A 25,671-nucleotide genomic window follows, 5' to 3' on the forward strand; every position below is an offset into this window, starting at 1 on the left:
ATATGCTATCAATAAAGGTTTATAGAAGGAGAATGAAAATGGAGATTCAGTTCAATACACTACTACAAAAAGAATTAACAATTCATGATATACAAAGAGCGATGGAAGATGGAAAGTTAACTTCAAAAGAACTAGTTATGTATTACCTTCATAGAATCGCAAAGTATGATCAAGATGGACCGGAAATTAATTCTATTTTAGAAATCAATCCAGACGCCATCTTTATTGCTGAAGCGTTAGATTATGAAAGAAAGATTAAAGGTAAAAGAGGTCCATTACATGGTATACCGGTTTTACTTAAGGATAATATTGAAACGAATGACTCTATGCATACAAGTGCAGGTACAATTGCGCTAGAACAACATATAAGTAGTGAAGATGCATTTCTCGTTACGAAGCTGCGAGAAGCAGGAGCAGTGATAATAGGGAAAACAAATATGACAGAATTAGCAAATGCAATGTCATTTGAAATGTGGGCTGGATATAGTGCAAGAGGTGGTCAAACAATAAACCCTTACGGTACGGGTGAGGATGATATGTTTGTTGGTGGCTCAAGTACAGGATCTGCCATAGCAGTTGCTGCTAACTTTACAGTAGTATCGGTTGGAACAGAAACAGATGGTTCTATTTTGAGTCCAGCTGTTCAAAACTCTGTAGTCGGTATTAAACCGACTGTTGGTCTAATTAGTCGTAGAGGTATTATTCCGTTCACATATTCGCAAGATACAGCCGGCCCATTTGCTAGAACAGTAACAGATGCCGCTATTTTACTAGGGGGGTTAACTGGGCTAGATGAGAAAGATGTAGCTACTCGTAAAAGTGAAGGGATAGCAGAACATGATTATACAAAGTATTTGGATGTTAACGGTTTAAATGGAACAAAGATTGGTGTATATAACAACGCACCAAAAGATTATTATAAATCTGGTGAGTATGATGAGAATTTGTTTAAGGAAACAATTGAAGTATTACGTAGTAAGGGTGCGACAGTAGTAGAGGATATTAATATTCCATCTTTTCATAGAGAATGGAGCTGGGGTGTATCGCTTTATGAATTAAAGCATAGTTTAGATAACTATCTTTCGAAATTGCCTTCTACTATACCAGTCCATTCTATTTCAGAGTTAATGGAGTTTAATGAAAACATAGCAGAAAGAGCTCTGAGATATGGACAAACTAAGTTAGAAAGAAGAAAAGATTTTCCTAATACGTTAAGAAATCCACAATATTTAAATGCAAGATTAGAAGATATATATTTTTCACAAGAACAAGGCATTGATTTTGCACTGGAAAAATATAATCTTGATGCGATTCTGTTCCCTTCTTATATAGGCTCCACTATATGTGCGAAAGCAGGTTATCCGTCTATAGCAATACCTGCGGGATATATGGATAACGGGAGACCATTTGGAATTACGCTTGCAAGCACTGCTTTTCGTGAGGGGACTTTAATTAAACTCGCATACGCTTTTGAACAAGCGACAAAGCATCGGAAATCTCCTAACTTATCATAAATAAATAGGACAGGAAATCTTGTCCTATTTATTTTGTTCATTAAAGTGACATGTTTTTTTGCTTTGTCTTATCATATTTTAATAAGTTAAATGATAAACAAGCAGAGCACAATATAAGGATTGAAGCGAGAATATAGATCGTACGAACACCGAACAAATCGGTAATAATGCCAACACTCAGCATAGAAAGGCCAGAAGCTGTTGAGAGAAGAGCGCCGTGAGCTGTATACATCTTTGATAATAAAGATGGAGCGACGCTGGATTGTAAAACAGTTGTTTGAGAAATATCTCTAATTTGGTAACATGGGCCCATTAGAATGCATAGGAACAGCGCAATAAATCCGCTACTTGTTATACCATATAAAAATGTAAGCATACTAAACAGAAGAGAGCCTATCGCCATAGAGCGTATTAAATTGTTTTGAATGTATGTACTCATTTTCCACGCTAATAGACCGCCAATTAACGTCCCAACATAATAACTTGTATTAATAAATCCCCACCATTCTTCTCCTTTATGAAGGACAGTTGTTACATAAGCCATCGTAATAGCACCGATCCATATCGTCCCTGCAAAAGTTTCAATTAAGTCCATACATGTAACAGTACGGAGAGAAGGGTTTTGAAATAAGAGCTTCCAACCTTCCAATAAAGTATCACCTTTTGAAGAAGAAGGCTCTATTACTCGTTCAGTATGTATGGATCGTAATGAAAAGTGTAGTGCAACACATCCGAAAATCATCAAAATATTATTCATCATCAGTGTAGAAGAAGCACCAATAAGAAGCACAATAACACTTGTAAATGAATAAGCAGCGGCTTGTGCAATTTGTGTGGAAAAGGAAAAAATACTATTTACTTTTACTAATTTTTCTTTCGGTGTAAGGCGCGGAAGAATACCGTATAGTAATGGAGCGCTCCAGCCACTACATAATGAAATGAAAAAAATGAAAATGAATAGTACTACAATGTTTGTGGAAAGGACCGGGAATAATATCATTAATAAAAATAATAGAGCAGTTTTTATCCATTGTAGTGTAAACAGTAATGAATAAGATGGAAAACGATTCATTATAAGTGGTGCAGATGTATTTGCTATAAGATTAGTTATGACTTGTAATAATGGAAAAAGAGCAGTTAATGTAGCTGATTTCGTTGTGATATACATATGAGTTGTAATAATCATTACGTATACGATGTCAGCGAGAGTAATGCATATTTTCGATCCTAAATAGTAAGTCAATGAACGTTTTTGCAATAAGTACACACCCTTTCTGGGGAAATATGACAGTAGTTATAATCATTATAATTTGAAAAATAAATTTTGAAAGAATTAAATTTTTTGTCACTTTTTGAAAGGGATTTTCATGTATAATGAAGAATATATTAATATAGTATTTTAATAATACTCATTGTAACAGTGAAAATGTACAATAGCTTGTAGTAAGCGCCCATGTATGAGAAAGGGCGGATAAACCATTCTTTTCTTCATATACATATAGAAAATGAGAAAGAAAGTGAGGGTTGCAAATGGCTGCTTGGGTAATTTGGTTTATAATAGCTGGTATTTTATTTATTGGGGAAATGCTGTCGATTACATTTTACATGCTTTGGCTTGGAATTGGAGCTGTTGTCGGAGGTCTTATTGCTTTGTTTGTTCCTGAAGCACTACTGTTACAAGTTGTTGCTGGTGCGATTGTAAGTTTAACATTGACTTTCTTTACGAAAAGAATATCAAAAAACTTTCGGGAAGCAAAAGGTTTTACTGATACAGTAGATATGCTTGCAGGTAAAAAAGGGATTGTTATGCAAGCGATTACAAATGAGGCGAACGGCATTGTGAAAGTGGATGGAGATACTTGGACAGCTATTGCAGATGATCCAATTGATGCCGGAGAAAAAGTTATTGTTATAAAGAGGCATAGTACTATATTACAAGTAAAAAAGGAGAGTGAATAAATATGGTAGCATTAACGTTAACGATTATTTTTGCACTAATTGTTGTTACATTTATCGCATTAACAATTAAAATTATTCCACAGCAAAAAGTTGGAGTCGTTGAAAGATTTGGTAAGTTTCAGCGGGTTATGCAGCCGGGATTAAATTTATTAATTCCGATTGTGGATCGTGTTCGCGTATATCACGACTTGCGTATTCAACAAACGAATGTACCACCGCAGAAGGTAATTACGAAAGATAATGTACAAGTGGAAATTGATACAATTATTTTCTATCAAGTCGTTGAACCGGAACTTGCGACATATGGTATTTCGAACTATGAATACGGTGTACGTAACATTACTTCAGCAACGATGCGTCAAATCATTGGTAAAATGGAACTGGATGAAACGTTATCTGGTCGTGAAAAAATTTCAACAGAAATTCGCTTAGCACTTGATGAAGCTACAGAAAAATGGGGCGTTCGCATTGAACGTGTTGAAGTTGTCGATATTAATCCGCCGAAAGATGTGCAAGCATCAATGGAAAAACAAATGAAAGCAGAGCGTAATAAACGTGCGATCATATTAGAAGCTGAAGCTGCAAAACAAGATAAAGTCCTTCGTGCTGAAGGGGAAAAGCAAAGTAAAATCTTAATGGCTGAAGGGGATAAAGAAGCACGTATTCGAGAAGCAGAAGGTATTAAAGAAGCAAAAGAATTAGAAGCGCAAGGGGAAGCAAGAGCGATTGAGGAAATTGCAAAAGCAGAACAAAATCGAATTCAATTACTTCGCGAGGCGAATTTAGATGAACGTATACTTGCTTACAAATCATTTGAATCATTAGCTGAAGTTGCGAAAGGGCCAGCAAATAAAGTCTTTATTCCATCTAATGCAATTGAAACACTTGGTACTCTCGGGGCAATTGGTGAAATCTTTAAAGAAAAACAAGCGAAGAAACTGCCTTTAAATAATACAGAAAAAGAACAATAAGAGTGAAAAAGAGAAATGGGATGCCATTTCTCTTTTAATTTTTGATTCGTGTAATAATAGTAGACAGTTTTTTCATTCTTTTGACGCACAAAGTTGTAAGTAGTTTCCTATCTGTTTTTAAGTAATATTTTTCAAAGATTTTAATCTATGTCTGTATTTTTTTACATAAATTTAAAAATATTCAAAATAAGGGTTTTAAATATCAATAATATGTAATATATTTTAAATGTCTAAGTGAGTTATAAATAAAAATGGTTATGAAAAGTAGAAAAGAAAGAGAAGTTATTAAGTATTATAGAATTGAGGGGAATTTGTGAAAAAGGGAATTATTATTTTTATAGGGATTATAATTGTGTGTATGGCTGCATTTTTTGTGTATCAATCACAGGGGGAAAAAACGAATACAGAGCGACAACAAACTGAAAAGAAACAAACAGAACCGAAGAAAGAAGAACAAAAAGCAAATGTGAATGTAGAAAAAGCGGATGCAAGTATAATAGCCAAGGAACTTATTTCAAATCCTAAAGAAGTATCGCTGAAACCTGGTGAAGAAAGTAGCGTCACTTTATCTTTAAAATTATATGATGAAAAAACAATGAAAGAAAATACGTTTAACCTAGGTGTAGATGATGTAGAGTTTCTATCCGTTAAATCTAGAAATGATGATGTTGCAGAGGCAAATATAATGAAAAATGGGCAAGTGAAAATTATTGCAAACGAGTCCCCGTCACAAAAAAGTACGGAAATTGAGATTACTTATAGAAATAAAAAGAAAAATAGAGAATCAACAGTAAAGATACCTATTACAATTAACAATCAGGAAACAAATGTAACACAAGGATTAGAAGGGTATTGGCGTGATGAAAATAATAAAAAATTGTTTGTGAAAATAAATCAGAAAAATGCAAAGAAAATAGAGTTTCAAGCGTTTGATTTGTATGAAATCTGGTATACGGGTGATGTTCAATTTAATACATTTAAGCAAAAAGAATTATTCGGAAAAATGAAGTATACACAGGCGTACGCACAAGATGGAGATACACCACCAGATGAAGAGTTCACACTAGAGAGAGTTAGTGTAAATAAAATGATTGTGCGAAAAGGGAAAGATGTATTGAATTTGACGAAATCGTCTAAAGCAGAATTCGAACAAGCACAGTTAGTTCCTGTTGGAGGGGACCAAGGTACCAATACGCAACCCAACCAAGACAACACTACACATGCAAAACAAGATAATAATGTAAAAACAAGTCAAAATAACAAACTAAATGGAGATTATTATAATATCCAAAATGGAGATAAACTTCTTGTCAGTGCTTTGTTTACCATGGTTGATGACAAAAATGCAACAATCCAAGTAGAACAGCGGTCTAATAATAGTAATGGAATAACAACTTCCATGATGGGGATGTTTACATCGAATGCCGTAAAGCAAAATGAGTCCACATGGTCATTCACATGGGTTGATAACTTTGAAACCAAAGGAACAGGTACTATTACATTTTAAGAAGGCAACGTAACATTAGACTTAAAAGGAAATCGAAATGGCATTGAAGGAAGAGGAGTAATAACTCAAAACGTAAAACTTAAAAAGGACTAGTAAAAAAACAGCACAGCCAAGAATTCTAAAAGACAAGGAAAGTTCAATCTTATACACATAGATAGGATTTTTCTTGTCTGATTCTTTTGAAATACTTGTAGGTTTAGGGTGTTTGAAAAAGTAAGTACATAGAATTATGTACCACAATGAGGTGGTAAAAGTTTGATTTAATTATTTTTCAAGAAAATTATTTAATGGAGATTCCGTATGCGGTGCGCTTTTTGGGAGAGATTTGTTGAATAAGAGAATACAAATTAACATGCTAGATGGATTAACATTAGTAAGTACATGTATAAAAGGGGAAGGGGAAGGGGATTAGTTATATGCGCAAAGGCTGGTTTTTACTTATTGTTATATTGATTTCATTATCAGGGTGTGGTGAAAAACAAAAAACTGAATCGAGTAGTGAAAAGTCACAAACTGAAGAAAGCAAATCGAATGAGCAAGCTACATCAAGTAATGAGAAACAAAAAGCTGAACAGAATAAGCCTAAGGAGCAGACTGTTGCAGGTGATGTAAAACAAAATATAGAAGAAAATAAGCCTAAGGAAAAAACAGATTCTAGTGGTGTTAAACAGGGTGCGAAAGAAAGTAAACCTAAAGTACAAATTGAAACATCAGGTAAAACAGCAGATGATGATAATCAAGTCAAGAATGGAGAGAATGGAGAGTATATTATAGATTTTGAAATAGAAAAAGGGACTAATAAAGTGATTTGGCATATTCCAGGGGCGGATGGACTTTTACAAATGTCAGTAGGGCAGAAGCTAAAACTCCACCATAAGAATATGGACCCAGATCAGCCACTTAAAATCTTAGTAAGTGCGGATACGTTAAGTATGGATGAAGTTCCTCATGAAGGAAGAGTTGCAATGCCTATTGAGGAATATACAATACATGCTATTAAGAAAGGTCAGGCCGAAATTACTATTGCTCCTAATGCTGATTTGAAATTTGGAGATAAATTCGGAATTAATATTAAGTGAAAAAGCGAACAGCGGAATTATAATTCCGCTGTTTTGTGTCTACGCGTTTTATTGGTAGAAAAAACAAATAATTATTATAAATTATAATAAACGGAATATAAAGTTAAAAATGATAGTAAGAGCAGAATGGAAGGGAAAATACTAGACTACACAAAGGAACAGGAAACGCTCTTGAAAGAAACCGAAGAATAATTAACGGAAAAATAATATAAAAAAACGATATATATTTTTAGCATTTTTCTTATATATATTTATTTTTCATAATATATTTCATATGATATGTAAGAGAGGAAAACAAGGGGGAAAGAATTTATGTGGGTAATATTAGCAACGATTATACCGATTGTTTGGTATTTCTTGGATTTTCCAAGTGCTGCAATTGTAGAATATAGTTGTATTTTTATTATTATAATTTCTACAATTGTATATAAAAATGTAAAAAGTGTGTTGTTCTTTTTAGGTACTGTTATGCTATTCTTTGTAGCTATATCTATTTCAATTCTTTTAGGTGCTTTTGCCATTTTGCTTGTATTATTTGCAGCAGGAATATTGTATGATACAACGAGAAAAAAAGAACAAAATGATAAAAGGAATTATGGCGGAGGTTTTAACAGTAATCCAATTAGGGAACCTATAATAAGGCTCACCAATACAGGATATGGTGGATATACAGGTACTTATGATCATATTAACGATTATGAAGAACGGAAGAATCAAGCTGAGGAAGATGCCCGCTTTTATAGACAACAAGGCGGTAATGAATATATGGTGGATGCAGCTGACGACTTTTTAGGACGTAGTCCACAACAAAGAGACTATGAAGATGAGATGCATGCAGCTCGCTGTTTCGGGTGTGGTGAAATTGAACGCGAATGCACATGTTGCAAATGTAATGACCATCCATGTATGTGTTGAAGTTAATGCGACTCATATCCCTGTGAATACTGTGATACCTGCGGTCAACCTGATCGATATTGTAGATGAGATAGATAAGAAAAAACACCATCTTAAGATGGTGTTTTTTCTTATTTGTTGTACACAATATAGCTATCAATTTCTTAGTCTTGCAATTCGTTATTTATCCCGCTTTAATGGGCAGTAAGACCCCCACCTCAAAATTCAGCGAAAACAAAGAAGTAAGGTGGGGGATCAACTGCCCATTAAAGCCCAATTGGTTCAACTAATAATCAGTGGGGATGAAGAAAACCCCTACTGATTAAAGTTTCAATTTATTTTATATCTGCTTTTTGAGGAGAAGTAAAAAATATTCGAAATAAACGTTTTATATGTTTCTGATTTGTAATATATTTTAAATGAATTAGTCAATTTTATATATAAATAGTTATCAAAAGTAGAAAAGAAAGCAAAGTTATTCAGTATTATAGAATTGAGGGGAGCTTGTGAAAAAGGGAATTATTATTTTGATAGGAATTATGATTGTGTGTATATCTGTATTTTTTCTGTATCAATTACAAGGGGCAAAAACGAATACAGAGCGACAACAAACTGAAAAGAAACAAACAGAACCGAAGAAAGAAGAACAAAAAACAAATGTGAATGTGGAAAAAGCGGATGCAAGTATAATAGCCAAGGAACTTATTGCAAATTTCAGTGAAGTATCACTGAAGCCTGGTGAAGAAAAAAACATTAATGTATCCTTAAGGTTATACGATGAAGGAACAGCAAAAGAAAATACGATAAACTTAGGGGCGGCTGAAAAAGAATTTCTATCGGTTAAATCAAAAGATGAAAATGTTGCTAAGGTGAAAATAACCGAAAGTGGGCAAGTGAATATCATTGCAAACGAGTCACCTTCAAAAATAAGTGTGGAAATTGAAGTTAGTTATAAAAATAAAAAGCATAATGGAGAATTAACAAGAAAGATACCTATCACAATTAAGGATTATGCCTCAGATGCAACAAAAGGGCTAAAAGGAATGTGGCAGAGTGAAAAGGATAAAACATATTTCTATAAGATAGTTGAAAAAGGTCAAAATATAATTGAAGTTTCTGCAATGGCTTTATATGAAACGGACTACACAGCGGTAGTGAAGTTTACAAATATACAAAAAAATGTTTTTTCAGGGAAACCGGAATATACATTTATGTATCCTGGTACGCATCAAGAACCAGCTTTAGAATTTAAGCTAGAAAAACTTAGTAAGGATAAAATACGCATTACTCAAGGGGATTACCCAATTGTCCTAACAAGATCGTCAGAAAAAGCAATGGAGGAAGAGAGAGCAAAACAAGCAATGCCAAGTTCTGATAGCAGCGCAGGAGTAAGTCAACCGGATGAAAATAACCCAAATGATGGCACTAAAAACAATACGGAACAATCAGAATCACTAAAGGCCTTCTTCGATCCTGTTGATAGTAACAGTGAAAATCAGGTAAGTGTATTCATTCAAACATGGGGAACTACTGAATCTAATCCGAAAGTAGATAAAGCTACGCTGTATGTAGAACAGCGCCTAAATAATACACTTACCGGTATGTTCGAAACACAGGCTACAAAACAAAATGAAACAACTTGGATATTTGCTTGGACAGATGATATCGGTACAAAAGGCACTGGAATATTAGTTATTAACGGTGAGGATGCAACAATCGAACTCAAAAGTGAACAGAAAAGTGCGACAGAAGGAAAAGGGATTGTATCTTATAAAGCCCAATTGATGAAGACAGCTCAAGCTGAATTTTAATAGACAAAAGAGTCCTATACGTATGGATAGGACTTTTTTCTATGTCACTTTTGAAAGAATTATAAGTCTAGAGTACATGGAATTGTTAAGGGAAATAACGCCTTAACTAAAAGGGATTGAACAATTGTTAAAGCAATCTATTTTTTTTATAAAAAATTCAGAGTGTGATATAATTGAATTTTGCGAATGTTAAATAGAGGAGTGGAGAATACATGCAAATACTGCTAATACGCCACGGAGAATCAGAAGCTGATATCTTAAACGTACATGAAGGACGAGCTGATTTTGAATTGACAGAAAAGGGAAGGCAGCAAGTGCAAAGGCTTGTACAGAAAGTGAAAGCAGATTTTCCGCCAGATTTCATTTGGGCAAGTACATTAAAACGTGCTCGTGAAACGGGTGAAACATTAGCGGAAGGAATTGGGTGTCCAATTCAATTAGAAGAGGAATTAATGGAGTTCAATAATGGAGTGCAAGCAGGTCTTTCGTTTGAAGAAGCAAAGAAATGCCCAGAGCCAAAGTTCCTCCATGATCGTTTTGAAAACGGGGAATCATTTATTGAATTTAGAATGAGAATAGAAGGCATCTTTTCTAAAATCGTGACGGAGAATACGTATGACCGAATTGCAATTGTTGCACATGGTGGTGTAATAAATAGTCTATTACGTGCGTTTTTCAAAATGCCCATTTCAATGGACTATTATTTTAAAATGGGAGATACGGGAATAAGCTTAATTGAAATTGATGGCGAACAAAAAACAGTACATTTTATTAATGATACGAATCATTTGGACGGGATGTAAAGATCTATGTACAAAGTAGTATTTTTTGATGTTGACGGTACGCTTTTAAGCGAAATTGATAGAAGTATGCATGAAAGCACAAAAGAAGCAATACAAAGATTAATAGAAAAAGGGATTCACGTAGTTGTTACTACAGGGAGACCATATAGCTTATGTTCGCAATTTAAAGAGCTGGGCATACATACAATTATTTCTGCAAATGGTGCACATATTAAGTGTGAGGAAACGGTTCTACATAAATCAGTACTTTCAAGTGAAATCGTTCATGATATCTCAGAGTTTGCAGAATTACATGGTCACGGTATTTCTTATTTTACCGAGGATTTTGCAATGAACGGAATAGCCTCGGATAATGAGCGTGTAATGCAAGCGCTTAGCGAGACGTTGAATTTAGAGAAGTATCCAGAAAAAAGCAGAGATTTGTCAGAAGAAATCTATTGTTTATGTCTGTATGCAGATGAAATAGAAGCTCAAAAATTTCTTGAAAGATATCCAGCACTTACGTTTGAACGTTTTCACGGTTACGTTATGAATGTGTTGGAAGATAATAAAGTATCAAAGGTAACTGCAATTCAAAAGGTATTAGAACACCTAAACATTTGCAAATCAGAAGCCATTGCTTTCGGCGACGGTAGAAATGATATTGAGATGTTGCAGTATGTAGAATTAGGTATTGCGATGGGGAATGCTGGAGAAGAGTTAAAAACAAGAGCTGATTTTGTTACAAAGAAGGCGAGTGAAGGTGGTATTTTATTTGCCTTAGAGAAGTTTCATATCGTCTAACATACCTTTATTGAAATAAAGGTATGTTAGGATCTTTTATATGCTCACATAGTAAAATATGAACTTGTCCACGATGATGATAAAAGTGTGTAACAATTTCTAGCAACCATTCAAAGCGTGAATAAGAAATACCCCAATAAGCAGTCTTAATTTCTGCTAATTGTTCATTGGAATAAGATAAAAAAGTTTTAGAAAGTAAATCGTAGCCATGTATCATCGTTTGTTGTATTTGCATAATTGTTTCGGGTGTTTGTTCTTTATAGAAAGTATGTAGCTCTTTTTCTGTAATACCATTTAAAATGAGTAAATCAGCATGGCAAATAAGAGAAAGATGTGCACACATTTCAAATAATGATCGCTTCGAGTGAATTGGTTGTATTTTTAATTCGTCTTCTTTATATCGGTTAAGCATTCGAATAGAAGTATCAACAGCAACTTGTAGTTGGTGTAATGCAGATTGTACAAACATTGTAATTCTCCTCTTCTACGTATATAATAGTTTCTTGAGGGTATTATATCATGCTCAAAATTCCGAAAATTCTAGTAGTTTGACTAGCATATTGAAAAGTATTATATTGTAAAAGGTCATATGAAACGTGAAATAGAATGGAATGCAATTATTGAGTTAGGAGTTAGACCAATGAGTTTGAAATATGGAAGAGATACAATTGTTGAAGTTGACTTAAATGCAGTAAAACATAATGTAAAAGAATTTAAAAAACGTGTGAATGATGAAAATATTACAATGATGGCTGCTGTAAAAGCGAATGGGTATGGTCATGGGGCAGTTGAAGTTGCAAAAGCTGCTATTGAAGCAGGAATAAATCAGCTTGCAGTCGCATTTGTAGATGAAGCGATAGAGTTAAGAGAAGCAGGAATTAACGTGCCGATTTTAATTTTAGGCTATACATCAGTAGCGGCTGCGGAAGAAGCAATTCAATATGACGTTATGATGACTGTTTATAGAAGTGAAGATTTACAAGGTATAAATGAAATCGCAAAACGTCTTCAAAAGAAAGCGCAAATTCAGGTGAAAATTGATACAGGAATGAGTCGCATTGGTTTACAGGAAGAAGAGGTTAAACCATTTTTAGAAGAATTAAAACGTATGGAGTATGTAGAGGTAGTAGGAATGTTTACACATTACTCTACGGCAGATGAAATCGATAAATCATATACGAATATGCAAACAAGTTTATTTGAGAAAGCTGTCAATACAGCAAAAGAATTAGGAATTCATATTCCATATATTCATAGTTCAAATAGTGCAGGTTCAATGGAACTTAGCAATACATTTCAAAATATGGTTCGTGTAGGTATCGGAATTTATGGAATGTATCCTTCAAAAGAGGTAGATCATTCAGTTGTTTCTCTGCAGCCTGCGTTGTCGTTAAAATCAAAAGTAGCCCATATTAAGCATGCGAAGAAAAATCGCGGTGTAAGTTATGGGAATACGTATGTAACGACTGGTGAAGAATGGATTGCCACTGTACCGATTGGTTATGCTGATGGTTATAATCGTCAGTTATCTAATAAAGGGCATGCATTAATAAATGGAGTTCGAGTACCTGTTATTGGCCGTGTTTGTATGGATCAGCTCATGTTAGACGTTTCAAAAGCAATGCCTGTACAAGTGGGAGACGAAGTAGTATTCTACGGTAAACAAGGCGAAGAAAACATCGCAGTAGAAGAAATAGCGGATATGTTAGGTACAATTAACTATGAAGTTACATGTATGTTAGATAGAAGAATTCCACGTGTGTATAAAGAAAATAATGAAACAACTGCTGTTGTAAATATACTAAGAAAAAACTGAATCGTTATGATTCAGTTTTTTTATTTTTGACAAATAAAAAATGCCCTATTAGTACCGTGTGATTGAATGTTCTTAAAACCTACGGATTCCAATGAAAATATTATTTCTTCATTGGAATAACAAGCTTCTTCAAAAGAAAAGTCACTTCTTGTCCAATTATTATCTATGTCATGTTGAAATAGTATAAAGTTCATGACTGCTTTTTTATTGTCATTATCATATGTAGAATCGATTGTACAAACATATTCCGTTTCTGAAATGTGAAAGGACGCGCTCCAGTTTTCTAGAAAACCTTTTTCCATATTCATATCAAATACGAATGTACCTTCGCTATGTAATACGGAATAAACATTACGAAAAACAGTTATTAATTCATCTAATTTTAAAATGTGGTTTAAGCTATCACCAGTAGAGATAACATAGTGGAATTGTTTATTTATATTGAAATAACGAGCATCATCGACGATAAAGGTTGCGTCTGGAGCGTTTTGACGTGCGTATTCAATCATTTGAGCAGAACCATCTATACCAGTTACTACAAAAGAATTATCAATCAATTTCTTAGTAAGGTGACCAGCCCCGCAGCAAAGATCTAAAAGATGAGAATGTGGTGGTGCATATTGTAAAACGAGTTTTTCCAAAAGTAGATAGGCATGTTCAGCATAATGCCCCCAATGTTTATTATAAATGGATGCGAAAATATCATAATTAGAATAAATTAGTTTTTTAGACATATGTATTTACCCCGAAATTCTTTACATTATAATAGTCATGCTTCGCTTTCATTTCAAAACCACATTGTGTATATAGTTTTAAAGCATTTTTATTTTTCGTTTCGACGTCTAATTTAATTGTTGAAACTCCTTTTGTAATAAGGGTATGTATCATAGACTTAAGAATATCTTTACCGTATCCTTTCCCTTGATAAGAAGGGTGAACGGCGAATCCTGATAGTGTAGTAGATTGGTCTTCTTTAGAAACTGTAATTGTTCCTATCACTTTTTCATCGATAAGGACGCTGTAAACTTGATGGGAAGATGAATTCATCATCTTTTGTAACCATGTAGCGGTATTTTCTACTGAATCTCCAAACGCTTTACTAGAAAGCTCAATAAGATCAAGAAGTGATTTTGAAGATGCAAGAGTAAGCTGTATAGCATTCTTCGTTGTTTTTTGAACTTCTTTTCCTTTGAACTCCATACTATATTCACTATGTAAATAAGGCAGCTCCATATGTATTGCAAATTCTTTCCCAGAAGCAGACTCCCCATTCATAATAAGAAGAGCTTCGTCTGCCCCTCTTAATCGTATTTCTTTCATTGCGGTTTGTAAAAGAGTAGTACCTATACGTTGTTTCCTATAGTTCGGATGAACAAAGCCTATTAACTCAAGTTTAGTAGGTCTTTCAAAGCCATACATACTTAATGCACCGACTAATTTTGTATCGTCATAAAATAGAAAATCATTTATCTCTTCTTTATTACGGGCAGTTAAAAAGTTTATATGTAAATCTGACGAATAATCAATTCGATCGTGTTGCCCGCAAATATGAGCTAAATCCTTCATTTGTTGTATTTCACATTCTGTTAAAGACCACTTTTTCTGAATTTCCATTTCATAATCCCTCACATTCATATTTAAAAATAGGATGGGTGACTTAACCACTTTTCTAATTCCACACTCCCTTGAACAGACAACAGTCGGTATAAATAACGGTAAGGCTGTCTACACCTTTCAAGTTGAGGAATAGGCATAATTGTTTCGTAACCACTTTTAAAGGCACGCGCTTCTTTTTCGGTAAGTACATATTCTAGCCCGATAAAATCAAATTCTCGGGGAGCAACTGCATAAGCTTCTGTATCTACTAAACCTGTAATAGTTGTACCATCTGATAAAAACTGAGTAGGGTCTATATCAATTAAAACGAGCGTAGCTTCCTTTGGTACCGGTAAGGAAGAAAGTTGTTGTTCAAAAGTAGATAATGCGTTACGGATGCTCGCATTATCGGAATAAAACCTATTTACAAGTTCTTTACTGACTTTTAATATGTGAGACTTAAATTCTTCTAGTGAAACTTGGAAAGTACCTGATGGGTTTCCTATAAACTTTGCTTGAAACGAATGAATTTCTGCTAGTCCTTTTCCAAGGCTGAATAAAATTGAATCAGATTGTCCGATAAAGGATTGTAGCGTATTTCCTGTTAGTTTTTCGACACTAACAAACTTCCGGCCATTTAAAACATGTTTTTGCAAAATAGTGGGGATGGGCAAGTTAGTATGCTTTTTCAATAATTCGTGTATAAGTTTTAAATGATGGACGTTCCTTGGATCAATTCCGAATAGGTTTTTACATCCCCACCAAAAATCATTATTTGGCTCTTCATTCATTTTAGAAGAACGAACGATGACTTCTTCATCTTCTGTTTGGACGAGAAACACATCGCTTGCATGGTCTTCATAACCCGGATGTAAAGTTTGAACAGATAAAATAGGGGAAACGAATAGTTGTTGTAGCATGAAATTGCTCCTTTTTCTGTAAATTCGATAAATTTATTATATAACAGAATATGTTGCAAGTGGATAATGATAGGGACAACATAGAATTTAAATAAATTTACGGTGAGAAATCAGTGTGAAAATTATATTTTTCTACTTTTGTATGAATTATCAAAATAATGTTTCTAATGATAAATCTGTAAAAATACCCAAATATAAATCTCATATTTTTCAGTAAATGAAGAGTTAAGCTCACTTTCTATAGGAGTATAACGTAGGTTATGAAAAATATTTCTCAATAATAAAATGAAGAGAAAAATATGAAGAAGTAGAATAGATTCCTTTATAATAGTTTTAAATTAATTAATATGATTAATTATTAATTATATTAGATAGGAGAGAAGATGATGGCAAATGTACTCGTAATAAATTTCCCTGGAGAAGGTCATATAAATCCGACTTTAGCTATTGTAAGTGAGTTAGTTCGGCGAGGGGAGACAGTTGTTTCGTATTGTATTGAAGATTATAAAAAGAAGATTGAAGCAACGGGTGCAAAATTCCGAGTGTTTGAGAATTTCCTCTCTCAAATTAATATTATGGAGCGAGTAAATGAAGGTGGGAGTCCTTTGACGATGCTGTCTCATATGATGGAAGCATCAGAACGTATTGTTACTCAAATTGTAGAAGAAACAAAAGGGGAAAAGTACGATTATTTGATATATGATAATCATTTTCCAGTAGGACGTATTATAGCCAATGTTTTAAAAGTACCTAGTGTTTCTTCTTGTACAACGTTTGCTTTTAATCAGTACATTACTTTTAACGATGAACATGAATCAAGAGAAGTAGATGAAATGAATCCATTGTATCAATCTTGTTTAGCGGGAATGGAAAAATGGAACAAACAGTATGGAATGAAATGTAATAGTATGTATGATATTATGAACCATCCTGGTGATATTACGATTGTGTATACTTCAAAAGAATATCAACCACGTTCAGATGTATTCGATGAATCGTATAAGTTTGTCGGTCCATCAATTGCTACTCGAAAAGAAGTAGGTAGCTTTCCTATGGAAGATTTAAAAGGTGAAAAATTGATTTTTATTTCTATGGGAACAGTTTTTAATGAACAACCTGAGTTATATGAAAAATGTTTTGAAGCGTTTAAAGGGGTAGAAGCGACAGTCGTATTAGTTGTTGGTAAGAAGATAAATATAAGTCAGTTTGAAAACATTCCGAATAACTTTAAGTTGTATAATTATGTGCCACAATTAGAAGTATTACAGCATGCTGATGTATTCGTGACACACGGTGGTATGAATAGTTCGAGTGAAGCACTATATTACGGTGTCCCGTTAGTTGTAATTCCGGTAACAGGAGATCAGCCTTTAGTTGCGAAACGAGTGAATGAAGTAGGGGCAGGAATAAGGCTTAATCGTAAAGAATTAACTTCTGAATTGTTACGTGAGACTGTAAAGAAAGTAATGTATGATGTAACGTTTAAGGAAAATAGTCGTAAAGTTGGAGAGTCACTTCGAAAGGCTGGTGGATATAAAAGGGCAGTTGATGAAATATTTAAAATGAAAATGAATTCGTACTTGAAACTTAAATAAATGTTTGAGGCACACTTACTACAATGGGTAAGTGTGCTTCAATAAAAAATTACATAAAAATCACTATAAAGGTGAAACTTTTGTGTATATAAACTGATATCTTTGTATTAGTAGAGAAATTACGTTAAAATAATACTAAGAAAATATATAAGTTTTGGGGGTAATGAATGAAGAAAGTATTTGAATACGTATTATTAACAATTGGCTCAATTATTGTAGCAGGTTCATTAGAGCTTATTTTAGCGCCTAATGGATTAGTAGATGGCGGGGTAACAGCCATTGCTATTATGGCGAATAAAGTTGCAGGATTGCCGCTTTATGGAGTATTCTTAGGGATTAATATCCCGATTTTATTATTTACTGCAAAAGTAATGGGAAAGAAGTTCTTTATCCGTACGTCCTATGCAAATGTTGTGACAACACTCGGATTGATTTATTTGAAACCATTTCCAGCAATTACAACTTCTGAATTGTTAATTGTTCTTTATGGAGGAGTTCTATTTGGTGTTGGTGTAGGGATTGTAGTAAAAATGGGTGGAGCAATTGACGGATCAGAAATGTTAGCTGTTTGGATGAATAAACATTTTAAAGTGCCGATTAGTACATTTTTACTTGCAGTAAATGCGGTTATTTTCATCTTTGTTGCCATTTTGTTTTCAATTGAACAAGCGATGTTCTCATTAGCAATTTTCTATATTGTTACGAAGATGATTGATTTCATATTAGATGGCATTAATCAAGGAAAGAGCGTTATGATTATTTCTGGTAAAAATAAAGAAATAGGCGATCTACTTATGAAAGAATTGCAATTATCCGTTACGTATCTACATGGAGAAGGTGGTTTTTTAGGAGAACATAAGAGAATTATTTATTGTATTACAAACCGTTTCATTTATCCGAAAATGAAAGATCTCGTTCTCTCTGTAGATCCAACTGCTATTATTGAAGCTTCCTATTCAACAGAAACAACTGGTGTCAAACGTCCGGGAAGGGCAATGAGATCAGAAAAATAGTGCATAAAAATAGCTCCACGTAAGTATAACTTGCGTGGAGCTATTTTTATTTAGGGAACCACGCTTTTTTCAGTAATTTGACAACAGTTTCAATACATTCCTCTCGAATACTGCCAAAACCGAGCAATACATATGACTCCTCCCTCACATTATAAACAGAATCATATGTGGAGAGAGGGTATAACTTAATACGTTGTTTTGCAGCTGCATGAATAAGTTCTTGTTCATTCATCCCGTTATGAACGTGAAGTACAATATGAAGCCCGGATTGTTCACCGAGTATATGCACGTTATTTCCCATTTCGCTTTTAATAGATTTAATTAAAGAAATATGTTTTCTTTTATATAACGTACGACTTCGGTTAATATGACGTTCCCAATCCCCATTTTGAATAAAGGTGGCGAAGGTAAGTTGTTGCATTGTAGAGACAGTTTGTTTAAACATACCACCAAGTTCTTTATAGACTTTTAAAAGATGAGGTGGTAAAACGATATATCCCATTCGTAAAGAAGGTAAAAAAGATTTCGAGAAAGTTCCCATATAAATAACACGTTCATTTGAATCTAGCCCTTGTAAAGAAGGAATAGGTTTTCCTATATAGCGAAATTCCCCGTCGTAATCATCTTCAATAATATAACCATTACAATCATTCGCCCATTTTAATAACTCGAGTCTTCTAGATAATGGCATAATGATTCCGAGTGGAAATTGGTGAGATGGAGTGACATATGTCACATTGGAACCGGATTCACGTAAAGCGGAAATATGAATCCCTTTATCGTCTAAAGGGATCGGGTGAACAGGAAGGCCACAACTTTGAATCATAGCAGGTATACGGTGAAATCCAGGATTTTCGATTCCGTATTCTTTTTTTGAACCAAGTAGTTGAAGGAGTAGCCAAAGAAGAGGCTGCGTACCTGCTCCAATAATAATTTGATCAGGTGAAGAATGTACCCCGCGAGCATGATATAAATACTTTGAAATATGTTCTCGTAGAACGAGCTCACCTTGTGGATCTTCTTTAGCAAATAATTCATTTTCATACTGAAATAAAGTTTCGTATAACGCTCTTTTCCAGTTTGTTATGGGAAAAGCTTTTTGATCAATAAGTCCTTGACTACAATCATAATCATATTGTTCTTTTTCTTTATTGTTAGTACTGCTTGACGCAATTTGTTGTTTCTTTTGAATGACATCAATATCTACTTCCGCAACAAAAATCCCGCGTTTCGGTTTGCTTTCTACGTAACCTTCAGCTAGTAATTGTTGATAAGCGGATTCAACTGTAATACGGCTTACATTAAGTTGCATAGCTAAATTTCTGTGAGAAGGAAGACGTGTACCGGCACGTAGTGATCCATGAGAGATTTCTCGTTTCATATATTCGTAAATTTGTAAGTAAATAGGTGTTTTATTTTGTAACACTAATGGGATAGTCAGATCCATTTGTAGACGCTCCTTTTTATACTGGCCTTATAAAAAAGAATAGAACTGTCACTTAAACTAAGGGCAGTCGCTTTCTATAATGATGATATAACATTTAGAAAATTTTATAAATAGTAAGGAGAGAATCATAATGAATATTAAAGAAGTAGTAACAGAGGCAGATTTACATGAAGTATTTCCCGTATTACAGCAGCTGCGAACAAAACTTTCAAGAGAAGAAGCAAGTTCTTTATTTCAAAAAATGAAAGAAGAAAATTACAAACTATTTTCGCTGCGTAACGAAGAGAATGAAGTTGTTAGTCTAGCTGGTGTAGCGATTTGTACGAATTTTTATAATGAGAAACATGTTTTTGTGTATGACCTTGTAACTGCGGAAGCTCACAGATCAAAAGGGTATGGTAAGGTTCTGCTGTCATATGTAGAAAAATGGGGGAAAGAAAAAGGTTGTAGTTCTATCGTACTTACATCTGCGTTTCCAAGAATTGATGCACATCGTTTTTATGAAAGAGAGGGCTTTAATAAGGTAAGCTATTCTTTTTATAAAGCGTTATAATATTAAGTAGGTTCCATATGTACAAATATGTGGAACCTATTTTCTTTTTCAGATTTGAGTTAGGAACAGGTCTAGCAATATGATTTGTCGAATATTAGAAATTAAAAATGGAATCTTGAATTTAGAGAATGTTAGGAGCGTTTAAACTTGGAAAAAATAAAGGAATTATCTATACCAAATGATGTAAGAGTCATCATTATTTCTGATATTCATGGAGAATTAGATCTTTTTAAGGAATTACTACATAAAGTTAATTTTAAAGATGAGGATTACTTAATTATTAATGGTGATCTTTGTGAGAAAGGAAGAAATAGTATTGGCGTCGTAAACTATGTCATGAATATTGTAAAGAACAATTCAAATGTTCATGTTGTTGAAGGGAATTGTGAAGTTATAGTTGAAGCGCTTGTAAATGAAAATCCTGCTTTAATAAATTATTTGTGTACGCGAAAAAATACAATTTTTAATGAATGGCTAGCGCAATTGAATATTAACGTTCATGAAGAGAGTGATATCCGTGAATTGAAAACAAAATTAATGAGCCATTTCTCAAAAGAAATAAAGTGGCTAACAGAATTACCAACAGCGATTGAAACGGAAGATTATATTTTTGTACATGCTGGCCTTGAAGATAGAGAGGATTGGAAAGAAACAGAACGAAAAAATGCGATAGCAATGCCGGAGTTTTTCAATCAATCACATAAAGCAAATAAGTATGTAGTTGTTGGTCATTGGCCTGTTGTAAACTACTCAGAGAAGGCACCGTCTAACAATCCAGTTATTGATAAGGAGAAAAAGATTATAGCAATTGACGGCGGAAATGCGATTAAAGAGGCAGGACAATTAAATGCATTTATCATTCAGAGGACAAGTGCAAGTGATAAGTTTTCTTATACATATGTAGACTATTTTCCAGAATATGAAGTAATAGCAGATTTTCATGCCGATGCAACAATGCAGGGCGGGGTTACCTATCCACATTATTACATAGAGCTTATTGAGAAGAAGCAAGATTACACAATATGCAGGCAAAAGGAAACGAATACATTACTTTCTGTGAAAGATGAATACATTAAGCAACTTGATTCAGGTGAATACATAGTGAAAACGGATATATCTTGTGCGCAAATAAGCGTAAAAAAAGGGGATATTGTTTCTCTCATTGATGGTAGCTGCTCAGGATATGATTTAATTAAAAAAGATGGAGTAGAAGGTTGGATAGAGAAAGGGATTTTAGTTGAGATAGAAAAGGCGAAAAAGAAAATATTTAGTTGAAATAGGAGGGATGTAACCTCCTATTTTTTTTAAGAAGTAGATTGCTTGCTATCTTTAATAAGTAAATAAATCGTACTCGGTAAAATGACAAGCGTCATTCCTAAAATAATTGTTAGTATAGCATAACCTCTATATGGAGCAGAAACGATAAATGGAAGCCCCACTAGAAAAATACCTGCTATCATCATTGAAATACTACAAATATTTGAAGCTCTTTTTTCAAGGTGCTTATCATTCCATTCCAATGAAACGGTTGATTTAGTCGTATCAATTTTGGAACTGAAATAACCTATTAATATAAATAAAAGCCCTAATGCTAAAAATATGAAATGATCAAGAGGAAATGAAAAGCCAGGGGCGATAAGGGCAATGACAATATCAACAAAAAATAAGAATAGTAACATTGTGTTGCCGATCCAAAGGAGAAATTTCCGATTACTCGCTGCTTTAGATAGAGCTAAAAATAAAAAGAATACGAAGGAACATAGAATTATATTTACGATAACCAAAGTGCCTTTATCTATTGTTGATGTAGGGGTTCCATTGAAGTCCCATTTCGTAACAATATTTAATGGTAAGAAGAAATAGAGAATAATATTTGTCGTAACAATAGTGAGAAATAAAGCAATACTAAATCGATTATTCATTGAATCACCAGCTTTCTACATGAATAATTGGTATCTTATAACAAAATTATACAATATAATAAATGATATCTGTTTTGATTTTTCTGAAAAAATATTATAATTATATATGAAATAAAGAGGAGTGTAGGAGGAAATTATGCAAAACGTAATAGTAAAAGGGGATAAAGTAACAATTCGTACAATTGAAGAATCGGATATAAAAACATTATGGAACCTCGTATTTAAAGAAGAAAATCCAGAATGGAAAAAATGGGATGCACCGTATTTTCCGTTTTCGATGCAAGAATACTCAGCCTATAAGGAAAAGATGCAAACTCGTTTAAAAGAAGAACCGCTATCCAATTTAATTATAGAACATAACGGTCAAGTTATAGGGACGGTCGGATTTTATTGGGAGTATAAACCGACGCGTTGGTTGGAGATGGGAATTGTCATTTATAATCCGGCTTACTGGAATGGCGGCTACGGTACAGAAGCGTTAACGTTATATCGGGATTTACTATTTGAAAAGATGGAGATTGGTAGAGTAGGGCTCACGACTTGGTCTGGTAATGAACGAATGATGAAAGTGGCGGAGAAAATAGGAATGAGCTTAGAAGGTAGAATGCGAAAATGCCGTTATTATAACGGAACGTACTATGACTCTATTCGAATGGGAATGATTCGTGAAGAATGGGAAGCGCTATGTGTAACAAAGGGGTGAAGGGATATGTACGCTATTATTGCTACATTTGATCGTGTATTTACTAATAAAATTACAGAATTGCAAAATGAATTAACAAATATCATTGGCACAGATCAATTAGCCGGAGGAGAACCCCATATTACGTTAGCTGATTATAATGAGTTAAATGTTCATTTGTATAAGGAGAAATTAGGGGAGTTTGTAGTTATGCAAAAAAATACGGACCCAGTGACTTTTCCTTCTGTTGGAATTTTTCCTACTAACGGAACAGTCTTTCTAGCACCGACTGTTACTGATACATTGTTAAATTTTCATCATTCTTATCATGATTATTTTAACAATTTTCATGACAACCCAAATTCATATTACGTACCGGGAAAGTGGGTTCCGCATTGTACGATTGCAAATAGATTACATACAAATCAGTTTTTACGTGTAATGGAATATATTTATGAAAAATTTGATCATGCAACAGCTTCAATTGAGAAATTAAAATTAATAAAGGTGAATTATGAAAATGGTTCTGCCATTTCTTCTCGTATATTAGCAGAATATAATTTAAAGAGAATGGAGACATCGAGATGACATATGTAATTAGAGAAATGAAGCAGGAAGATATTCATGCTGTACAATCAGTAGCGAAAATAGCTTGGCATGATACATACGAAGGCATTATTCCGAGAGAGATTCAAGACAGTTTTTTAGACGAGGCTTATTCTGATGAAAAAATGAAATATCGTCTTGAGAATACACATTTATTCGTTGCAGAAGAAGAGGGAGAAGTCATTGGCTTTGCAAATTTTTCACCTGTTAGACTGCAAAACGAAGCAGAATTAGGAGCAATTTATTTGTTACCAGATCAACAAGGGAAAGGGATAGGAACTGCTTTATTACAAAAAGGGTTAACAGTATTAAAAGGAATTCGGAAACTATACATTCATGTAGAAGCAGCGAATGAAAAAGGAAAACGGTTTTATGAAGCGAAAGGTTTTGCACAATTAGAAGAATTTGAAGAAGATTTTGAAGGACATATGATGCAGACAGTAAGGATGGTTTTATACATATAAGGAGGACTAGAAGTGAAAATCTTTGATTTTAGTGAAAAAGTAGGAAAGCAAATTACAGCATTTCAATCTAATTTCATAATGTCGAAAATAGTAAACCATCAAGGGAATATACATATCGGTGCTATGCATTTAAAAGAGAATGGAATAATTGGATATCATGAAGCAGTTGTATCGCAACTGCTTCTTATTGTGGACGGAGAAGGATATGTATGCGGGGCAAATAAAGAAAAAGTGAAGGTGGAAGCGGGACAAGCTGTGTTTTGGGAGAAGGGTGAATTTCATGAAACGAGTACAGAAAAGGGATTGATGGCAATTGTTATGGAAGCGGAGGATCTTGAACGAGCGATATTAATGCCTATTAAAGAGGAGAGTTGTAAAAAATGATAGAAAAGGCAAATCGGGAAGAAACGGACGAAATAATACAATATGCAGCTCAATCGCTTTTTGAAGGTACGAGGGGAAATTGTCGTTTAAATACAGAGAAAGCGATTGAAATTACAAGGCCGATTGTAGAAAAGGGAGCGTATTATTTAGTCGTTAAAGAAGAAAACGTTGTAATGGGTTGGATATTAATAGGGGAAAATACGGACTATTTTTCTCATGAAAAACTAGGGTTTATATACGAATTGTATGTTTTTCCAGAGTACCGCGGGAAAGGATTGTCAAGAAAGTTAATGGAGGCTGGTATTAAGGAATTACAAAAGAATTATTCAGAAATTCGTTTGAATGTATTTGCTGGAAATTTTGCAAAAGAGATGTACGAACAGTTTGGTTTTGTTGAAAGACAGGTCATTATGACTTTAAAGTGAGAATAATAGTTTGAACGGGAGAAGCGAAAGCATGAGAAAAGAAAATGAGTATGTTGCGTATTTAAAAAGGTTGTATCCTGAATTGCAAATAAACTCTGTCTATATAAATGAAATAGGTCAAAATAATGATGTGTTAATTGTAAATGATAATATAGTATTTCGGTTTCCGAAATATGAAAAAGGTATTCAGAAACTTCGAATAGAAACACAGTTACTACAGAAAATAAGACCCTTCATTACGCTTCAAATTCCCAATCCAAGTTATCAAGGGTTTCAAAATGAAGTACCAGGGAAAGTATTTGCAGGTTATGAGATGATTGAAGGAGACCCGTTTTGGAAAAATGTTTTTACGGAAATAAATGATAAAAAGCAATTACAGAAACTTGCGTACACATTGGCGAGATTTTTAAAAGAGTTGCATGAAATTCCGTTATCTACATTCGAAGGCATTATGCAATGTGATAGTACTGATATGTATTCAGAAATAAATAGTTTATATAGCCAATTAAAAGAACATGTTTATCCATTCATGAGAAATGTAGCGAGAAAAGAGGTCTCAACATCGTTTGAGTTATATTTAAATAAAAGTAGCCATTTTAACTTTACTCCTAGTCTTGTTCATGGGGACTTTGGCATGACAAACATTCTATATAGTGCAACAAAAAAGAATATTTCAGGGGTCATAGATTTTGGTGGGGCGAGCATTGGAGATCCGGCTTATGATTTTGCTGGGATATTAGCTAGTTATGGAGAAGAGTTTTTACAACTATTTGAAGCCTATTATCCTAATTTAGAAGCAGTAAAGGAGCGAATGGATTTTTATAAGAGTACATTTGCGCTTCAAGAAGCATTATTTGGCGTATTAAATAATGATAAGAAAGCCTTTGAAGCTGGAATAGCAGAGTATGTATAAAAGCCGATTTAAAA

27 protein-coding genes are annotated in these 25,671 nt (G+C 33.9%); 20 read left to right on the forward strand and 7 right to left on the reverse strand.

Annotation, left to right across the window (positions count from 1 at the left end):
* Positions 1-38: 38 nt before the first annotated feature.
* Positions 39-1,514, forward strand: a complete 1,476-nt coding sequence (locus RCJ96_RS12310; protein WP_074607270.1) for an amidase family protein — start codon at positions 39-41, stop codon at positions 1,512-1,514.
* A 40-nt stretch (positions 1,515-1,554) separates the two neighbouring features.
* Here RCJ96_RS12310 and RCJ96_RS12315 read toward each other — a convergent pair whose 3' ends face one another.
* Positions 1,555-2,772, reverse strand: coding sequence for an MFS transporter (locus RCJ96_RS12315; RefSeq protein ID WP_139302749.1), 1,218 nt, complete (start codon positions 2,770-2,772; stop codon positions 1,555-1,557).
* A 272-nt stretch (positions 2,773-3,044) separates the two neighbouring features.
* Here RCJ96_RS12315 and RCJ96_RS12320 point away from each other — a divergent pair, with 272 nt between their 5' ends.
* From RCJ96_RS12320 to RCJ96_RS12355, 8 genes are all read left to right on the forward strand, one after another.
* A complete protein-coding gene (locus RCJ96_RS12320) occupies positions 3,045-3,473 on the forward strand; it encodes an NfeD family protein (RefSeq protein WP_074607272.1) in 429 nt (142 codons plus the stop codon).
* A gap of 2 nt (positions 3,474-3,475) precedes the next feature.
* Positions 3,476-4,444 (forward strand): SPFH domain-containing protein, encoded by a 969-nt coding sequence (locus tag RCJ96_RS12325; RefSeq protein WP_074607273.1) that lies wholly within the window; start codon positions 3,476-3,478, stop codon positions 4,442-4,444.
* Between the two features lie 313 nt (positions 4,445-4,757).
* Positions 4,758-5,951 carry a hypothetical protein gene (locus RCJ96_RS12330; RefSeq protein ID WP_446699791.1) on the forward strand — a complete coding sequence of 398 codons (1,194 nt, stop codon included), beginning with the start codon at positions 4,758-4,760 and terminating at the stop codon, positions 5,949-5,951.
* A 416-nt stretch (positions 5,952-6,367) separates the two neighbouring features.
* Positions 6,368-7,030, forward strand: coding sequence for a hypothetical protein (locus RCJ96_RS12335; protein WP_074607275.1), 663 nt, complete (start codon positions 6,368-6,370; stop codon positions 7,028-7,030).
* Between the two features lie 312 nt (positions 7,031-7,342).
* Entirely contained in the window at positions 7,343-7,945 is a 603-nt protein-coding gene (locus RCJ96_RS12340; protein ID WP_416503738.1) for a hypothetical protein, read from the forward strand.
* Between the two features lie 485 nt (positions 7,946-8,430).
* A complete protein-coding gene (locus tag RCJ96_RS12345; RefSeq protein WP_242303608.1) occupies positions 8,431-9,735 on the forward strand; it encodes a hypothetical protein in 1,305 nt (434 codons plus the stop codon).
* A 212-nt stretch (positions 9,736-9,947) separates the two neighbouring features.
* Positions 9,948-10,538 carry a histidine phosphatase family protein gene (locus RCJ96_RS12350; protein ID WP_074610588.1) on the forward strand — a complete coding sequence of 197 codons (591 nt, stop codon included), beginning with the start codon at positions 9,948-9,950 and terminating at the stop codon, positions 10,536-10,538.
* 6 nt (positions 10,539-10,544) lie between these two features.
* Positions 10,545-11,321, forward strand: a complete 777-nt coding sequence (locus tag RCJ96_RS12355) for a Cof-type HAD-IIB family hydrolase (protein ID WP_074610591.1) — start codon at positions 10,545-10,547, stop codon at positions 11,319-11,321.
* A gap of 7 nt (positions 11,322-11,328) precedes the next feature.
* Here RCJ96_RS12355 and RCJ96_RS12360 read toward each other — a convergent pair whose 3' ends face one another.
* On the reverse strand, positions 11,329-11,790 hold the full coding sequence (locus RCJ96_RS12360) for a DinB family protein (RefSeq protein WP_074610594.1): 462 nt from the start codon (positions 11,788-11,790) through the stop codon (positions 11,329-11,331).
* A 171-nt stretch (positions 11,791-11,961) separates the two neighbouring features.
* On the opposite strand from RCJ96_RS12360, the gene alr reads away from it, so the two are divergent.
* Positions 11,962-13,137, forward strand: coding sequence for an alanine racemase (gene alr, locus RCJ96_RS12365; RefSeq protein WP_074610614.1), 1,176 nt, complete (start codon positions 11,962-11,964; stop codon positions 13,135-13,137).
* Positions 13,138-13,157: 20 nt separating this feature from the next.
* Here alr and RCJ96_RS12370 read toward each other — a convergent pair whose 3' ends face one another.
* Genes RCJ96_RS12370 through RCJ96_RS12380 form a run of 3 tightly spaced genes read right to left on the reverse strand, consistent with a single transcriptional unit; the run spans position 13,158 to position 15,653 of the window.
* A complete protein-coding gene (locus tag RCJ96_RS12370; protein ID WP_074610596.1) occupies positions 13,158-13,871 on the reverse strand; it encodes a class I SAM-dependent methyltransferase in 714 nt (237 codons plus the stop codon).
* Positions 13,864-14,751 (reverse strand): GNAT family N-acetyltransferase, encoded by an 888-nt coding sequence (locus RCJ96_RS12375; protein ID WP_074610599.1) that lies wholly within the window; start codon positions 14,749-14,751, stop codon positions 13,864-13,866. The genes RCJ96_RS12370 and RCJ96_RS12375 overlap by 8 nt, the downstream gene beginning before the upstream one ends.
* A 23-nt stretch (positions 14,752-14,774) precedes the next feature.
* Entirely contained in the window at positions 14,775-15,653 is an 879-nt protein-coding gene (locus RCJ96_RS12380) for a nitrate reductase (RefSeq protein ID WP_074610601.1), read from the reverse strand.
* A gap of 386 nt (positions 15,654-16,039) precedes the next feature.
* Here RCJ96_RS12380 and RCJ96_RS12385 point away from each other — a divergent pair, with 386 nt between their 5' ends.
* The gene (locus RCJ96_RS12385; RefSeq protein WP_074610603.1) at positions 16,040-17,248 is read left to right on the forward strand and encodes a macrolide family glycosyltransferase; all 1,209 of its coding nucleotides are present in this window, start codon (positions 16,040-16,042) and stop codon (positions 17,246-17,248) included.
* 167 nt (positions 17,249-17,415) lie between these two features.
* On the forward strand, positions 17,416-18,261 hold the full coding sequence (locus RCJ96_RS12390; RefSeq protein WP_000755132.1) for a YitT family protein: 846 nt from the start codon (positions 17,416-17,418) through the stop codon (positions 18,259-18,261).
* Between the two features lie 46 nt (positions 18,262-18,307).
* Here RCJ96_RS12390 and pdxR read toward each other — a convergent pair whose 3' ends face one another.
* Positions 18,308-19,708, reverse strand: a complete 1,401-nt coding sequence (gene pdxR / locus RCJ96_RS12395) for a MocR-like pyridoxine biosynthesis transcription factor PdxR (protein ID WP_074610605.1) — start codon at positions 19,706-19,708, stop codon at positions 18,308-18,310.
* Positions 19,709-19,838: 130 nt separating this feature from the next.
* Here pdxR and RCJ96_RS12400 point away from each other — a divergent pair, with 130 nt between their 5' ends.
* Complete coding sequence (locus tag RCJ96_RS12400; protein ID WP_074610608.1) at positions 19,839-20,261, forward strand: GNAT family N-acetyltransferase; 423 nt, start codon at positions 19,839-19,841, stop codon at positions 20,259-20,261.
* A 147-nt stretch (positions 20,262-20,408) separates the two neighbouring features.
* Positions 20,409-21,536 (forward strand): metallophosphoesterase, encoded by a 1,128-nt coding sequence (locus RCJ96_RS12405; protein ID WP_074610610.1) that lies wholly within the window; start codon positions 20,409-20,411, stop codon positions 21,534-21,536.
* Between the two features lie 29 nt (positions 21,537-21,565).
* Here RCJ96_RS12405 and RCJ96_RS12410 read toward each other — a convergent pair whose 3' ends face one another.
* On the reverse strand, positions 21,566-22,183 hold the full coding sequence (locus RCJ96_RS12410; RefSeq protein WP_074610612.1) for a DUF1648 domain-containing protein: 618 nt from the start codon (positions 22,181-22,183) through the stop codon (positions 21,566-21,568).
* Positions 22,184-22,319: 136 nt separating this feature from the next.
* Between RCJ96_RS12410 and RCJ96_RS12415 the strand changes: the two genes are divergently transcribed.
* The 6 genes from RCJ96_RS12415 to RCJ96_RS12440 are packed head-to-tail and all read left to right on the forward strand — an operon-like array spanning position 22,320 to position 25,657.
* Positions 22,320-22,886 carry a GNAT family N-acetyltransferase gene (locus RCJ96_RS12415; RefSeq protein ID WP_074606007.1) on the forward strand — a complete coding sequence of 189 codons (567 nt, stop codon included), beginning with the start codon at positions 22,320-22,322 and terminating at the stop codon, positions 22,884-22,886.
* 6 nt (positions 22,887-22,892) lie between these two features.
* A complete protein-coding gene (locus RCJ96_RS12420) occupies positions 22,893-23,453 on the forward strand; it encodes a 2'-5' RNA ligase family protein (RefSeq protein WP_074606008.1) in 561 nt (186 codons plus the stop codon).
* Complete coding sequence (locus RCJ96_RS12425; RefSeq protein WP_074606010.1) at positions 23,450-23,935, forward strand: GNAT family N-acetyltransferase; 486 nt, start codon at positions 23,450-23,452, stop codon at positions 23,933-23,935. The genes RCJ96_RS12420 and RCJ96_RS12425 overlap by 4 nt, the downstream gene beginning before the upstream one ends.
* A 12-nt stretch (positions 23,936-23,947) precedes the next feature.
* Positions 23,948-24,319: a hypothetical protein gene (locus tag RCJ96_RS12430; RefSeq protein WP_000688091.1), complete on the forward strand. Its 372-nt coding sequence runs from the start codon at positions 23,948-23,950 to the stop codon at positions 24,317-24,319.
* Positions 24,316-24,744 (forward strand): GNAT family N-acetyltransferase, encoded by a 429-nt coding sequence (locus tag RCJ96_RS12435; RefSeq protein ID WP_000570289.1) that lies wholly within the window; start codon positions 24,316-24,318, stop codon positions 24,742-24,744. Before RCJ96_RS12430 ends, RCJ96_RS12435 begins: the two co-directional genes overlap by 4 nt.
* 31 nt (positions 24,745-24,775) lie before the next feature.
* Positions 24,776-25,657 carry a phosphotransferase family protein gene (locus RCJ96_RS12440; RefSeq protein WP_416503742.1) on the forward strand — a complete coding sequence of 294 codons (882 nt, stop codon included), beginning with the start codon at positions 24,776-24,778 and terminating at the stop codon, positions 25,655-25,657.
* The last annotated feature ends 14 nt before the right edge of the window (positions 25,658-25,671 follow it).

The sequence above is a fragment of the Bacillus sp. BSL6 genome, from assembly GCF_052928345.1.